Here is a 14,347-nt window from a genome sequence, read left to right as displayed (position 1 = left end):
AAGTCGCAACGCCGGCTGAAGTAGCCGACGTGCGACGTCGCCGGCGTGTGCACGTCGAAGGGGTTGTGCGGGGTCAGCGCGTACGCTTGGCGGATCACGTAGTCCGACCGGTGGATGGTCCCGCCCGGGAGCCCTGTCCCCGGGGCGTCACACGGACCATCAACCGGGTCGCGGCGGCGGCGCCGCTGGTTCCCGAGCTCGCCGCCGACGGCACGACTGCGGGGTGGGCGCCGCCGGTGCGGGCACGGCAAGTCCTGTCGACGCTGGCGCGGGAGATGATCGACCTGCTCACCGACGCCTACGCCGACGACGTGTGCCTGATGCCACCGTCACCAAGCGCGTGCCCGATGGTTCCACCCTGTGTGAGCTGTTCCCGGCCCAGCATGAGCGCGGAGGTCGAGTCGTCTCACTACACCTCCGAAGGAGTCGTGCGCTATCTGAGATGCGCCTGCGGACAGCGATGGGTGTCCTGCGGTAGATCCTCAGCGCTTGGCGTCGGCCTGCTCCTCTGACCGGTGGGACGACGGCGACGGCAGGACGGGTGCGCGCGTCCGCACTGGGAACAACGGCTCATCGTCTCGTTCAGTCCGCCTCCGTGGCGTGGACCGCGGTGAAGGCAAGGAGGGGGGTGGCGGTCCGCGGCGGATCCTCGAGTATGGGTGAGTGTCCGAGACCGGGCAGCAACTCGATTCTCGCGCCCGGAACTGCGCGGTAGTCGGCGGCGGATGAGGATCGCCATCTCCGGTCGTCCTCGCCGAAGATCACCAGCAGTGGCTTGCCGAGGACCGTCAGCCGATCCGGGAGCGGTCGCTGCTCCAGGTACTCGCGGGTGGCCTGCATCGTCGCGGTGAGCGTGTGGTAGGTCATAGCGCGCATCTCGCCCAGGAGCTCTTGTGGGACCTGGTAGCCCGCGCGGCTGAAACCGGTGCTCGCGAACTGGCGGAGCTGCTCGTCGGTCGGCGGCCACTGCGAAGGTGTGATTGCGGCGGACTCCGCCGGTGCGATGAAGGCGTCCATGCTGGGTCCGGTGTTGATGAGCGCGAGCGCGGTCACCAGGTCGGGTCGTTGCTCGGCAAGGGCGGTGGCGATCACGCCGCCGCTGGAATGGCCGACCACGATGGCGTGCTTGACGCCGACAAGGTCCAGTGCCATTCCGACCCGGCGTGCCTGCTCCGGGGTCGCGTAGCTGCGGTCGTCCGGTTTGGCCGACCGGCCGTGCCCGAGCAGGTCGATCCGGATGACGCGATGGCATCCGGTCAGCAGCGGAACCAGCGGGTCCCACGAGCGGGCCGAGGAGGCGGACCCGTGGATGAGCAGGAGTGCGGGGGCGTCGCGGGGGCCGTCCTGGCACACGTAGATGTCGCCGTCGTCCGTAGGCAGGGTCGAACTCTCGGCGCCGCCGTTCACGTACGGCCCGCTGTCAGAAACAGTCATGAGCCCACTGTCGCCGCCGGTGCGTGCCGGCGTATTGGACAAATGTTCCCCTCCCTCGGCTCGCCTGGCATGCGGGCCGGCCCGCACGAACGTGAGGATGCGGCTTCCGGCACATCGGCGGCCACGGCAGTGACGTGCCGCTGCTCGGGATCTTCACCGTGATCGCGGTCGCCGCGCGGGGCCGCGGCCCGTCCGGACAACGACACCTGAGCATCAAGAGGAGGCAGTCATGAAGGTTCTGGTCGCCGGTGCGACTGGGGCGATCGGTCGCCCGCTGGTTGCGGCGCTGCGCGAGGCCGGCCAGGAGGTGCTGGCACTGACCCGCCACGCCCATGTGTCGGTTCCAGGGGCCAGGACCGTGGTGGCCGACGTGCTGGACGTCCGGATGGCCGCGCCGTACTTCGCCATACTGATGATCGAGACCTCCATGCGCCCGTCCGATCCGCCGACGGCTTCTCAGGCTGCGATCGCCGCAGGTGAACCGGCTTGCTCCGCCGGCTGGTGGAGGAACGAATCCGCGGGGCTCCGGGCAACCGGTGAAACCCGGTCGAGGGCGCCGTGAAACCGGCGCCGCTGAGAGTGAAGCCATGAGCATCACAGAACTCGGACGTACCGGGGGCGGTCCGGTCCCCGACGGGGGCACCGATCTGGCCGTACATGCGGAAGGGCTGGCCAAGACGTTCGGCGAGCACCGTGCCGTCGACGGGATCGACCTGGACGTACGCCCCGGTGAGATCTTCGGCGTCCTCGGACCGAACGGCGCCGGCAAGACCACCACGCTACGGATGCTGGCCACCCTGTTGAAGATCGACGCGGGCCGTGCCGAGATCTTCGGGGTCGACGTGGCCGGCAACCCGCACGTGATCCGCCAGCTGGTCGGCGTCACCGGACAGTACGCGTCGGTCGACGAGAACCTGACCGCCCGCGAGAACCTCTGGCTCTTCAGCCGCCTGCAGGGCATCGCCGCGCCGCGCGCCCGGCGCATCGCCACCGAGCTGCTGGGCCAGTTCGGCCTGGAGGAGGCCGCCGACAGGCCGATCGCGCAGTTCTCCGGCGGCATGCGCCGGCGCCTCGACCTGGCGGCCAGCCTGATCACCAGGCCACCACTGATCTTCCTCGACGAGCCGACCACCGGTCTCGATCCGCGCACGCGCGGCCAGATGTGGGACACCATCCGCGGTCTGGTCGCCGACGGCTGCACGGTGCTGCTGACCACGCAATATCTGGACGAGGCCGACCAGCTCGCCGATCGCGTCGCCGTCATCGACCACGGCCGCAAGGTCGCCGAGGGCACACCCGACGAGTTGAAGACCGCGGTCGGCAACTCCACCCTCCAGTTGCTGCTCGCCGAGCCGGGCGCGGTGCCCGCCGCCGTGGAGGTCGTGCGGCGCGTCCTCGGCTCCGACCCGGTGCTCAGCCCGGAGCAGGGACGACTCAACGTCGCCCTCGACCAGGCCGACCTGGCTGCGGAGGTACTGATCGCGCTGCGCACCGCCGGGGTGTCGATCTCCTCGGTGAGCGTGGCCAAGCCCAGCCTGGACGAGGTTTTCCTCGCCCTCACCGGCCACGGGACGGACGGGAACGACGAGACCGGTACGGAGGAGAAGCGATGAGCACCATGATCGCACCCGCCCGCGAGGCGGTCCGGTCCGCCGACCGCGTGGCGGCCGCCCGGCGACGCGTCTCCATGGGGGAGACGCTCGGCCAGACCCTGACGATGGCGTGGCGGGCGCTCAAGAAGATGCGCCGCAACCCGGAGCAGTTCTTCGACGTGGCGCTGCAGCCGATCCTGTTCACCGCGATGTTCGCCGTCATCTTCGGCGGCGCCATCACCGGCGACGTGGAGAGCTACCTCCCCCTGATAATCCCCGGCATCCTCGCCCAGACCGTGCTGACGACGTGCATGGCCACGGGCACGCAACTCCGCGAGGACATGGAGAAGGGCGTCTTCGACCGGTTCAAGTCGTTGCCGATCGCCCGGATCGCGCCGCTCGCCGGCCCGATGGTGGCCGACCTGCTGCGCTACACGATCGCGGCCACTCTGACCTTCGCCATGGGCCTGGTGATGGGCTACCGCCCGGGCGGCGGAGCGGGCGGCGTGCTCGCCGCGATCCTGCTGGCGATTTTCACGGGCTGGTCGCTGGCGTGGGTCTTCACCTGGGTCGGCACGATCGCCCGGAGCGCCCAGGCCGTGCAGGGCATCTCCATGATGATCTTGTTCCCGCTGACGTTCCTGTCGAACGCGTTCGTCCCCGTCGACACCCTGCCCGACTGGCTGGCCGCGTTCGTACGGGTCAACCCGGTCTCACACCTGGTCACGGCCACCCGTGACCTCGCCAACAGCGCCCTCGTCAGCGGCGAGGTGGCCTGGACGCTCCTGGCGTGCCTGATCGTCATCGCGATCTTCGCGCCGCTGTCGGTACGCAGCTACAAGCGGCACATGTGACCTCCGCCCGTCATGGCCGGAGACCTGCCCGACGTGGCTGCGCGCCTCGTCCAGCAGGTCGGAGCCGCGTCGATCGCCGTACTCGGCCCGCACGGCGGCGATCATCCCGGGCGCGGCCCGCTCCGCGTACGGTTCGATCCGCTCGAAGGCCATGCTGGGCATGCTGCTGTTGTACGCGAACCGCTCGGCCAGCACCAGCAACCGGATCGCATCGCCAGGGGCCATGGCTCCCCGAAGCAGCCCCCAGGCGCCGAGTGCGAAGAGCATCGAGCCGCACAGCGGGTAGTCGAGGACGGGGTTCTTCGCGGCCATCAGGTCGTAGCCCTGGACGGCGGAGAACAGCTCCTCGCCGTACCGGCCGTCCTCCGGCGGGGCGTGGTACGCGTACGCCGTCAGGGTGACCGACTCCGCGACGATCGTCCACGGCGTGAACTCCGCGCGCGGCACCCCGGGCAGGCGCAGGTCGCGCGCCCGCTGGACGGCCCGGCGGTATTCCGCGAGCGCGGCGGCCGTCTCGCCGCGGGCGAGGGCGATCTCGGCCGCGCACAACGAGGCGACCGCCACCCCGCCGAGCACTGCCTCGTTGTCGTTGATCCGGTTGATCTCGGCCAGCTCGGCCTCCGCGGTGTCGAGGTCGCCGTCGGCGAGCGCGGAGGTCAGCAGCACCGCGCGGAGCTGGGTCTCGTCGTCGGTGGCGCCGAGCCGGCTCAGCACCGGGATGGCGGTCCGCGCGTGTCCGACCGCCCGCCGGCGGTCGCCGAGCTTCATGACCAGATGGGCCAGCACGGCGTGCGTGATCGCGGCGCGCCACGGCCCTTCGTCCTCGTGGAGCAACGTCAGGGTCCGCTCGGCGGCCTCGATCGCCCCGGTCACTTCTCCCGCGTTCTCCAAGGCGTGGACGCTCGTGTGCGCCGCCGCCAAGGCCACGTCACGGTCGTCGCTCCGGCTCAACTCCGCCAGCCGGCGGCGCAAGTCGGCGTCGTCGGCCGAATCGCACGCGAGCACCACCGTGGCCATCGCCGCTATGCGGTGATCCGTCGTGTCGCTGGTGGGCAGCGTGCGGAGGAGGTCGCGCAGCGGATCGTCGCCGTCGGTGACGATCATGATGTTCACGATCGTGATCAGCATGGCGGCCCTGGTCACCTCGACGAGGTGCGGCGGCGGCGTCCAGCCGGCGATCACCTGGATGATCGCGTCCCGGTGGACGAAGATCCGGGGGTGGTCGCCGCGGATCGACCACAGCGCGCCGACGCCGGTCAGCAACTGGATCGTCGTGACGGGATCGGGCTCGCCGAGAGCCTGCCGGAGCAGGTCGGCAAGGTTGCTCTCCTCGGCACGCAACGCGTCGGCCGCCGCGAACTGCGCCGGGCCGAACAGCTCGGAGGCGTGTTCGAGGGCGTACGCCGTCGCCCAGGCCCGCTGCGCCGCCCGAGCGGGCGCCTCCTCGCCGGCCTCTTTCAGCCGCATCCGCCCGAACTCCCTGACGGTCTCCAGCATCCGGTAGCGGAGGCCGAACGCCGTCTCGCGGACGCTCAGCATCGACTGCTCGGTCAGCGCGTCCACGACGTGCAGGGCGTCCGGGCCGAGTACGTGCTCGGCCGCGGCCAGCGTGAAACCGTCGCCGAACAGCGACAACCACCGCAACGCGCGCCGTTCTGGCTCGTCCAACAGATTCCACGACCAGTCGATGACCGCGAGCAGCGTCTGGTGCCGGTCGGGGGCCGTACGGTTCCCGCCACGCAGCAGGGCGAACCGGTCCGCCAGGCGCCGTGCGATCTCCGCCACCGACATCACCCGCACCTTGGCCGCGGCCAGCTCGATCGCGAGCGGCAGCCCGTCGAGGCGGTCGACGACCTCCTCGACCACTCCCTCCCCGATCCGCACACCCGGGCGGGCGGCCGTGGCGCGCTGGCGGAACAACTCCACCGCGTCGCCCGTGGGCAGCTCGCCGAGCAGGTAGACGCGTTCGGCGGGGATCGACAAGGGGGCGCGCGAGGTGATGAGGACCCGCAGGTCGCGGGTGGTCACGGTCAGGAACGCCACCAGGTCGGCGACGGCCTCGATCACGTGCTCGCAGTTGTCCAGGATCAGCAGCGCCGGAGCCTGGTCGAGATGCTGGGCGATCCGGGCGCGAACGTCGGAGCGCTGCTCGGCGGTCATGGCGAGACGCCCGCTGACCGAGTCGCGTACCCCGAGCGCCGAGCCCACCTCGCCCACCACGCCCTGCGGCGAGGAGACGCCGACGAGCTCGACGAAGTGAGCGACGGGTTGCGCGGCGTTCCTGCCGACGACATGAGCCAGCCGCGTCTTGCCCAGGCCGCCAGGACCGATGATGGAGACCACCCGATTGGTCTGCAACAGGGCGTGCACCGCGCTGATGTCGCCGTCGCGGCCGAGCAGCGAGGAACCGTCGAACAGGATGCCCACACGCACCGGCCGATCCGCGGCGAGGAGTTCGGCGTACACGCGGGCGAGCTCAGGCCCTGGTTCGGTGCCGAGCCGCTCCACCAGGCCCGCACGATACCGCTCGTAGCGCTCCAGAGCGGCGGCGGCACCTCGTACGGCGGCCTCGCTGCGCAGCAGGCAGGCGAGCAGCTCCTCGTCGTGCGGCCGATCGGCCGCGGCCTCCCCCACCAGCGGCAGCGCGCCCTCGTGAGCGCCGCTCCGGCCCCGCGCGATCGCCGCCACCCGTCGCGCCTCGGCCACCCACTTCGCTGCGACGCTCCTCAGCTCAGCGAGTGCGCCCGTGGCGCCGTCCAAGCCGCCGGGCACGAGACTCATGGCCTCTTCTGCACGGCGACGCGCGAGCGCCACGTCGTCCTCGCCCAGTGCGGCCCGCGCCTGCTCCACCAGCGCGCCGAGCAGCAGCGCGTCCACCTGGGCAGCGGGCAGCCCGAGCCGGTAACCACGCGGGATCCGCACCACCACGTCGGCGCAGGTCGCCGCCCTGGTCCGCGAGACGACCACCTGCAGCGCCTTCGTCGGGTTGGCCGGCGCCTCATCGGGCCACAACTCCTCGACCAGGCGCTCGTCACTGACCCCGGCACGCCCTTGCAGGGCGAGTGCGGCCAGCAGGGTATGCGCGCGATCGCCGACCACCCGCGCACCCCGCCAGCGAACGCCGTCGAGCAGAACCAGTGCGGGGGACACACCCTCAGCTTACGGACGATTCATAGGTGTGGAGCGTGGCAAGCCGGTGCGCCGGCCCGCAGACGGCGTCCTCGATGTCGAGTCCCGCGCCACCGGCTCCGCTTATTTCAGCGCGCCGAAGTGCGGGTAGATCTCGGAATTCTTGCCGGGCCGTGCGCCCGCGACGACGGGAAGTCTCGTCACGGCCTTGCCGGTCGCCGCGTCCCACACGCAGGCGGCGTTCCCCAGCGGCAGGCAGGCGGTGACGAACCGCTTGCCGGAGGGGGAGAAGACGCCGCGCCCGTCGCCGCCGGGCCTGCCTCGCACCTGGTATTCCTTGGTGGCCTTGCCCTGGAGGCCGAGTTCCCGCTGCTCGGATGACGCCGTGGTCGCCGTGCCGGCGAATCTACTGTCTGCGCATCAGCAGATGGCCCCGGCGGAACCGCTCATCCTCCAGGGGCTCACGCAACATTCGCGCCACCTCGACGAAGTCCGCCTTGCACGCCAGTTCGGCGAGGTCGTCGACCGGCCACCGGTAGGCCGTCGTCACCTTGTGATCGAAGCTCACCACCGGACCGCCCTCGGATTCGAAGAAGCCGAGCAGGAGGTGGCCGCCCGGGGCCAACACCCGGCTGAACTCGGTGAAGTATGGCGGCAGTTCCTGTGGCGGGACGTGGATGAGGGAGTACCACGACAGGAGGCCGCCGAGTTCGCCGTCGGCCAGGTCGAGGGCATCCATCGAGCCGACCTCGAAGCGCAGCTCGGGATAGGTCTCGCGGGCAAGGTCGATCATCACAGTCGACAGATCCATGCCGAAGGCATCCAGCCCGAGGTCCCGCAGGTGCGCCGTCATATATCCGGGGCCACATCCGGCCTCGGCGACGGGCCGGGCGCCGGCGGTCCGTACGCACTCGGCGAACGCGGCGAGCACTGCGCGATCCATGGGCACGCGGTCGAGATAGCCTCGGACGAAATCGGCGTAGAGCTCGGCGACGGCGTCGTAGGCTTCCGCCGTTGCCGTGAGATAGGAGGATTCGGTCACGGCGGATGACTGTAGTTCATCGACTGGCGCGGTCGTGCTGACAACTGGCCAACGTGGAGCTCCGTCAGTCCAGACAGAACTCGTTGCCCTCGGGGTCGGTCATCACGATGAAGCCGCCGCTCATCGGGGGATCGGGCTCGTGGCGACGTACCCGCGTCGCTCCCAGCGCGACGAGCCGGTCGCACTCGGCCTCCAGCGCCGCCATCCGCTCCTCGCCCTGCAGCCCGGGAGCCGCACGGACGTCGAGGTGGACGCGGTTCTTGGCGACCTTGTCCTCCGGCACCCGCTGGAAGAACAGCCGCGGCCCGTGCCCGTCCGGGTCCTCGAGGGCCGATCTCGTGTTCCGCTCCTCCTTCGGTACGCCGACCCGCTCGAGGAACTCCTCCCACGCCGCCAGCGGGTCGGCGCCCTCGGGCAGGTCGACCCCGGGCGGGCCGGGGTGGACGTAGCCCAGCGCGTCGCGCCAGAAGGACGACAGCGCCTGCGGGTCGTGGGCGTCGAAAGTGACCTGGATGTGGCGGCTCATCGGCTTGCTCCGTTCGTAGCGGATTTCGTGTGCAGGTAGAGGTCGCGCAGCAGGCAGACCTCGGACAGGTGGTGGATCAGCTCGCGGTTGATGTGCAGCACCAGATCGGCCATGGGCACGTCGGGGAAGGGCTCCTTCGGACCGACGGGGACCCGGAGCGCGGCCTCGCCGAGGCCGCGCACGCCGGCCAGCCAGCGGTCGAGCTGGGCCTCGAGCTGGTCGAGCGCGGTGGCCGCGCTGCCGGCGTACGCCCAGGTCTCGTACGACGCCGCCGGCGCGCCGAAGTGCGCCGCGTTGCGCGCGGCGAGCACGCCGACGATGACGTGACCGAGTCGCCAGGCGATCGTGGTGAAGGCCGCGGGGACCGGCTCGGGGAAGGCGTAGTCGATCGTGAAGTCCCCGGCACCGACCTGCACGGGCGCCGTCGAGCTGCCGCGCGGCCGCACGCTCCAGGCGTCCGGCACCGGCGACCAGAAGTACTCGTCGTCGGTGAGGCCGTCGAGCCGGTCCCGGAGCTGATGGTGCCAATGGAACTCCAGCTGCTCGCGCAGCGTCCGGTTCCAGTCGAGTTCGTCTGCGTCCATGGAGCCACCCTGACGCCCCTGGCGGACAGGATCGGTCCGCTATCTCTGGCAGGGTGATGACATGGACGTGGCAAGCGGTGACGAGCGGGGTACGACGGAGCGGGTGCTCGCCCTGCTCGGGCTGCTGCAGCAGCGCCAGGTCTGGACCGGCCCCGAGCTCGCCGACCGGCTCGGGGTCACGCCGCGCACGGTACGGCGTGATGTCGAGCGGCTGCGCAGGCTCGGCTATCCGGTGCATGCCAGCCAGGGTGTCGGCGGCGGCTACCAGCTCGGCCCGGGGCAGGACCTGCCGCCGCTGCTTCTCGACGACGAGGAGGCGATCGCCACCGCGGTCTCGCTGCTCGCCGGTGCGGGTGGCGCGGTCGCCAGCGCCGGCGACGCCGCACTCCGGGCGCTGACCAAGCTCGACCAGGTGCTGCCCATCCGGCTGCGGCACGAGGTACGCGCGCTCTCCGGCTCGGTGGAGTCCTTCGGCGGAGGCCGCACGCCGGTCGACCCCGAGGTGCTCATGACGCTGGCCAGAGCCTGCCGTGACGAGGTCGAGGCCGGCTTCGACTACCCGTCAGGGAGCGAGGTACGACGGCGGCGGGTCGAGCCCTACCGCCTGGTCGCCTCCGACCGGCGCTGGTACCTGCTCGCCTACGACCTCGATCGTGACGACTGGCGCAGCTTCCGCATCGACCGGATGACCGAGGTGTCAGCACGGACCTGGCGCTTCCGCCCGCGCGCGGCGCCCGACGCGGCGGCGTACGTGCAGGAGAGCGTGGCCAGCCGGGTCTACCGGCACCAGGCGCGCTTCCTCGTGCACGCCTCGGCCGACACGGTGCGCGCGCAGATCCCGGCGTCGGCGGCCGTCGTACGACGGCGGGGCGGCGGGCTCTGCGAGGTGCTCACTGGCGCCGGCAACCTCGACTTCGTGCTCATGCATGTGCTCCTGCTGGGGCACGACTTCGAGGTGGTCGACCCCCCGGAGCTCGGGAGGCGCTGTCGCGTGCTGGCCGAGAGACTGCTGTCGGCCGGTGCCGCGATCTCAACGGACACGGAGGAGTCATGAGCCCGCGCCGGTGCCGCACAGCCGGGCCGGCGAAGTGGTAACGGGGACTTTCGACTCAACTGCTGTATGGCTACGATCAGGCACCAATCGCCTACTTGGGTGATTGTCGTGATCGGGTGAGGAGAGTGTCCGGCACGTGGCTGGTTTGGGCAGGGTCGGGCGACGACGAACGAAGACCGTGGGCGATGGGAACGGATTATCCGCCGGCGGCGGGCCGCGGCGACTGGCCGGTGTCCGCCGGCTGCCATTGCGTACCGTGCTGCTCATTGTCGTGTTCGTGCCGAGCCTGACTTTCACCCCATTGCTGGCTTCGGGCATGTTCCAGCTGTCCTCTCAGTGGCGGGCGGAGAAGGCCCAGATGGATCTGGCCACCAAAACCGTCGGCAGACCTGCGGCCAACCTGTTCTTCAGCCTTGATCAGGAGCGACGGCTCACCGCGGAGGTGCAGGCCGACCCCCGTAGCGCCGCCCGCGACCAGCTTGTCAAGCAGCGCGCGGTGACCGACCAGGCCGTGAGCGCCTTCCGTCCCCTGACGGCCCTGGAAACCCCCAACGGACAGCAGGGGCTCACCGACGCCATCGCCCGCACCGAACGTGACCTCGACCTCCTCGACGAGCAGCGCTGGGCGGTGGACGGCGGTTCGTCCAGCGCGCAGAAGGCGTTCGACTACTACAGCGGAGTCCTCGAGTCAGACCTCGGCGTACTGACCGTCCTCAGCGAGACCGATGAGGGCGAGGTGAACAGCAAGGCGCAGACCCTGGTCGACCTTTTCTGGGTCCTCGACATGATCGGCCGCGAAGACGCCGTTCTGGCCCGCGGCTGGAAGGCGGGGAGCCTGACGAGGGACGAGTACGGCCTGGTCGCCGACGCCGTCGGCACCAGGAAGCACCTCCTGCAGTCCCGGGTGATCCCCAGTCTCACAGGCAACGAGACCCGGTACGGAACGCTGACGACCGGCAAGGCGTGGAAGGCCATGATCGCTCTGGAAGGGCGGTTGGGCACCTCCGAGGGCAGCGCCGAGAGCGACCAGGTGACACTGCGCGGGGACCGCGCCGAGTGGCGCTCCTCGGTGGACGCGGTCACCACGCAAGTGACGCAGCTCCTCCAACTCCGGCTCGACAACGTCGGCAAGATCGGCTACGGCCACGCCGACATGCTCTTCGTGATCTTCATCAGCGTCACCACCGTGGGCCTGCTCGCCCTGGGTCTGGTGATCTTCACCAGCTGGCGCCTCACCGCCATTCTTCGCCGGCGCATCCTCCACCTGCGCGAGGATGCCCAGGAGCTCCAGGAGCGGCTGCCCAAGGTGGTCGCCCGGTTGGAGCGCGGCGAAGACGTCGACGTGGACGCGGAAGTACACATGGTCGAGCCCACCCCCGACGAGCTCGGTGAGCTCGGGCAGGCCCTCAATCTGGCCAGCCGCAGCGCCGTCCTCACCGCCGTGCGGCAAGCCGAACAACACCGTGGCTTCCAGCGCATGCTCCAGCGCATCGCCCGCCGTACGCAGATTCTCATCGGCCTTCAGCTCAAGAAGCTAGACGAACTGGAACGCAAGCACGAGGATCCGGAGGTGCTGGAGGGCCTGTTCGACCTGGACCACCTCACCGCCCGGCTGCGCCGCTACGAGGAGAACCTGGTGATCCTCGGCGGTGGCCAGCCGCAGCGCCGCTGGCGCAAGCCCGTACACCTGCTCGATGTCCTGCGCGCCGCGCAAGGCGAGGTCCAGGACTACCGGCGGGTCACGATCGACGTCGAGGGCGAACCCTGGGTGGCCGCGCGCGCGGTGGGACCGCTCGTCCACGTCCTGGCGGAGCTCATGGAGAACGCCACCACCTTCTCCAAGCCGATGACCCCCGTCGAGGTGCGGGCCGCACCGGTCAGCCGGGGCGTCGCGGTGGAGATCGAGGACCGCGGCCTGGGCATGGAACCCGATCAGTACGCCGCCGCCAACGCCCTGATGCAGTCGCCGCCGCAGCTCGACGTGATGACCCACGCCGACGATGTGCGGCTCGGCCTGTACGTGGTCGCCCGGCTCTCCGCGAGCCTGGGCCTCCAGGTGGAACTTCGGTCGTCGGCCTTCGGCGGCACCCGTGTCATCGTGCTGCTCCCGGAACCGCTGGTGGTGGAGCGCCCCCGTGCGGTACCCGAGCCGGCCCCGCCCCCCGAGGAGGTCCCCCCGGTCGCGACCGGTCCGCGGCCTCACCCGCAGGAAGGTACGGCAGCTCCCCGCCCGCCTCAGCAGGGCGAGCCGCTGCCGACCCGCTCCAGGGGACGCGCGATGGCGTACGTGACCGCACCCGCCGGCGACGACGCGCCCCCGCCGGCCGACCGGCAGCCGCTGCCCCAGCGGGTGCGCCAGGCCAACCTGGTCACCGAGCTCAAAGCCCCGGCCGACAGGGATGACCGAACCGAACAGGAGACCTGGGCCGTACGCGACCAGCCCAGCCGATCCAGTGCCACGATCGGCGCGTTCCAGAGGCAGTCTCGCAGGCGCCGGACCGGCGACGACGCCTTCCATCCCCGGCCGGACGGATCCCCCGAGCCCGGTTCCCCTACGACGGAAGATCGATGATGACGCAGCGAACCACCGCCACCAACGCAGACCTGGACTGGCTCCTGGACGGCCTGGTCGAGCAGGTCGCGGGCACCCGGCACGCCATCGTGCTGTCCGACGACGGCCTGGTGATCAGCCGGTCCAGGACCATCGAACGCTCGGACGCCGAACGCCTCGCCGCGATCGCCACCGGCCAGCAGAGCCTGGCTCGCGGTGTCGGGCAGCTCTTCAGCGGCGGACCGGTCCACCAGGTCATCATCGAGATGGCCGAGCTGTGGCTGTTCATCACGGCTGCGGGCCGCGGCACCCATCTGGCCGTGGTCGCCTCCCAGGAGGTCGACGCCGAACTGATGTCCGTCGCGATGCACACCCTGATCCAGCAGGTCGGCCAGAAGCTGGGAACCGACACGCGTACCCCGCGGGCCGATGACGCGGGGAGACACGGATGAAGCACTGGACAGAGGGCTTCGACGACGATGACGCCGACGAATCCCTTGTCCGTCCCTATACGATCACCGGCGGACGAACCACTCCCGAGCGGGACGACCTCACGCTGATCACCCTGGTTACGGCGATTTCCGAGGACTCTTCGGGAAGGGGACGCGGCCTGAGGAGAATGCAGCCGGAGCACCGCAAGATCTTCGCTCTGTGCAAGCGGCCTCTGGCGGTGGCCGAAGTCGCCTCCGCGCTGAAGCTCCCGGTGTCAGTGACCAAGATCCTCATTGGCGACCTGATCGAGACCGGTCAGATGCGGGCCCGGCCACCCCTGGCCTTCGCGCAGGCGGGCGGTCTTCCCGATATCACAATCCTTGAGGCGGTGAGGGATGGGCTACGCAAACTCTGACCAGAAGGACGTCGCTCCCCTGGCAGTGAAGATCCTGATCGCCGGCGGTTTCGGTGTCGGGAAGACGACCCTGGTCGGCGCGGTGAGCGAAGTCCCGCCACTGCGTACGGAGGAGTACCTGACCCATGCCAGCGTCGGCGTCGACGATCTGGACGGGGTGAGCGGCAAGGCCACCACCACCGTCGCGCTGGACTTCGGGCGCATCACCATCAACCGCGAACTGGTGCTTTACCTGTTCGGCACCCCCGGACAGGAACGCTTCTGGTTCATGTGGAACGATCTTGTCAACGGAGCGATGGGCGCGGTCGTCCTGGTCGACACCCGCCGGCTGGATGTGAGCTTCGCGTCGATCGACTTCTTCGAGAGCCGCGGCATCCCCTTCGTCGTCGGCGTCAACTGCTTCCACGGTGTGCGGGACAGGACACAGGAGGAGATCCGCAGGGCACTCGATCTCGACCCGCAGGTGCCGCTGGTGCTCTGTGACGCCCGCGACCGGAAGGCAGGCCGCGATGTGCTGCTCGCGCTCATCGACCACCTGATGGCTGCCAAGTCCCGCACCGCGCCGCATCCCGTGGCCTGACCGGCTGGGCCGGTCCCGACGTGCAGGTCTGAAACTTTCTTGGTCTTGAGAGCGTTTTCCCACGCCCGCGGTGGCTGCCGTCCATGCTCATTGACATGCCTTCGACGCTTGGGGAGCTTTGTTAGCGCTCCCATTCTTCGTAGTCATGGTGAGG

General features: G+C 70.2%; 14 protein-coding genes and 1 pseudogene. 9 read left to right on the top strand and 6 right to left on the bottom strand.

The features are described 5' to 3' along the window. Nucleotides 1–47 precede the first annotated feature (47 nt). A complete protein-coding gene (locus ABN273_RS28495) occupies nt 48–512 on the top strand; it encodes an ABATE domain-containing protein (RefSeq protein ID WP_349452167.1) in 465 nt (154 codons plus the stop codon). Between the two features lie 70 nt (nt 513–582). Here the strand turns inward: ABN273_RS28495 and ABN273_RS28490 are convergent, their stop codons facing one another. Beyond that, a complete protein-coding gene (locus ABN273_RS28490; RefSeq protein ID WP_349452100.1) occupies nt 583–1,434 on the bottom strand; it encodes an alpha/beta fold hydrolase in 852 nt (283 codons plus the stop codon). A gap of 229 nt (nt 1,435–1,663) precedes the next feature. Between ABN273_RS28490 and ABN273_RS28485 the strand changes: the two genes are divergently transcribed. The 3 genes from ABN273_RS28485 to ABN273_RS28475 are packed head-to-tail and all read left to right on the top strand — an operon-like array spanning nt 1,664 to nt 3,880. Next, on the top strand, nt 1,664–1,996 hold the full coding sequence (locus ABN273_RS28485) for an NAD-dependent epimerase/dehydratase family protein (RefSeq protein WP_349452099.1): 333 nt from the start codon (nt 1,664–1,666) through the stop codon (nt 1,994–1,996). A 25-nt stretch (nt 1,997–2,021) separates the two neighbouring features. After that, nucleotides 2,022–3,047 (top strand): ATP-binding cassette domain-containing protein, encoded by a 1,026-nt coding sequence (locus tag ABN273_RS28480; RefSeq protein ID WP_349452098.1) that lies wholly within the window; start codon nt 2,022–2,024, stop codon nt 3,045–3,047. After that, the gene (locus ABN273_RS28475; RefSeq protein ID WP_349452097.1) at nt 3,044–3,880 is read left to right on the top strand and encodes an ABC transporter permease; all 837 of its coding nucleotides are present in this window, start codon (nt 3,044–3,046) and stop codon (nt 3,878–3,880) included. Before ABN273_RS28480 ends, ABN273_RS28475 begins: the two co-directional genes overlap by 4 nt. Nucleotides 3,881–5,920: 2,040 nt before the next feature. Here ABN273_RS28475 and ABN273_RS28470 read toward each other — a convergent pair. The 5 genes and pseudogenes from ABN273_RS28470 to ABN273_RS28450 all read right to left on the bottom strand — a co-directional run. Continuing rightward, nucleotides 5,921–6,757, bottom strand: a pseudogene (locus ABN273_RS28470) (BTAD domain-containing putative transcriptional regulator); the annotation flags it as partial. Between the two features lie 375 nt (nt 6,758–7,132). Further along, complete coding sequence (locus tag ABN273_RS28465; RefSeq protein ID WP_349452096.1) at nt 7,133–7,336, bottom strand: hypothetical protein; 204 nt, start codon at nt 7,334–7,336, stop codon at nt 7,133–7,135. A gap of 79 nt (nt 7,337–7,415) precedes the next feature. Beyond that, nucleotides 7,416–8,051 (bottom strand): class I SAM-dependent methyltransferase, encoded by a 636-nt coding sequence (locus ABN273_RS28460; RefSeq protein ID WP_349452095.1) that lies wholly within the window; start codon nt 8,049–8,051, stop codon nt 7,416–7,418. Nucleotides 8,052–8,115: 64 nt separating this feature from the next. Then, nucleotides 8,116–8,577 (bottom strand): VOC family protein, encoded by a 462-nt coding sequence (locus tag ABN273_RS28455; protein WP_349452094.1) that lies wholly within the window; start codon nt 8,575–8,577, stop codon nt 8,116–8,118. Then, nucleotides 8,574–9,161 carry a DinB family protein gene (locus ABN273_RS28450; RefSeq protein ID WP_349452093.1) on the bottom strand — a complete coding sequence of 196 codons (588 nt, stop codon included), beginning with the start codon at nt 9,159–9,161 and terminating at the stop codon, nt 8,574–8,576. Before ABN273_RS28450 ends, ABN273_RS28455 begins: the two co-directional genes overlap by 4 nt. Nucleotides 9,162–9,222: 61 nt before the next feature. On the opposite strand from ABN273_RS28450, the gene ABN273_RS28445 reads away from it, so the two are divergent. The 5 genes from ABN273_RS28445 to ABN273_RS28425 all read left to right on the top strand — a co-directional run bounded on the left by ABN273_RS28445 (nt 9,223) and on the right by ABN273_RS28425 (nt 14,193). Further along, the gene (locus ABN273_RS28445) at nt 9,223–10,215 is read left to right on the top strand and encodes a helix-turn-helix transcriptional regulator (protein ID WP_349452092.1); all 993 of its coding nucleotides are present in this window, start codon (nt 9,223–9,225) and stop codon (nt 10,213–10,215) included. A 256-nt stretch (nt 10,216–10,471) separates the two neighbouring features. Beyond that, nucleotides 10,472–12,787, top strand: coding sequence for a sensor histidine kinase (locus ABN273_RS28440; protein WP_349452091.1), 2,316 nt, complete (start codon nt 10,472–10,474; stop codon nt 12,785–12,787). Further along, nucleotides 12,784–13,218, top strand: coding sequence for a roadblock/LC7 domain-containing protein (locus ABN273_RS28435; protein WP_397139364.1), 435 nt, complete (start codon nt 12,784–12,786; stop codon nt 13,216–13,218). Before ABN273_RS28440 ends, ABN273_RS28435 begins: the two co-directional genes overlap by 4 nt. Further along, complete coding sequence (locus tag ABN273_RS28430) at nt 13,215–13,613, top strand: DUF742 domain-containing protein (RefSeq protein ID WP_349452090.1); 399 nt, start codon at nt 13,215–13,217, stop codon at nt 13,611–13,613. Before ABN273_RS28435 ends, ABN273_RS28430 begins: the two co-directional genes overlap by 4 nt. Then, nucleotides 13,594–14,193, top strand: a complete 600-nt coding sequence (locus ABN273_RS28425) for a GTP-binding protein (RefSeq protein WP_349452089.1) — start codon at nt 13,594–13,596, stop codon at nt 14,191–14,193. Before ABN273_RS28430 ends, ABN273_RS28425 begins: the two co-directional genes overlap by 20 nt. Nucleotides 14,194–14,347 lie beyond the last annotated feature (154 nt).

The sequence above is a fragment of the Nonomuraea sp. B19D2 genome, assembly GCF_040137845.1.
Classification (GTDB): domain Bacteria; phylum Actinomycetota; class Actinomycetes; order Streptosporangiales; family Streptosporangiaceae; genus Nonomuraea.
Note: the sequence above shows the minus strand (reverse complement) of the source record. Positions and strands in the feature narration are given on the sequence as shown.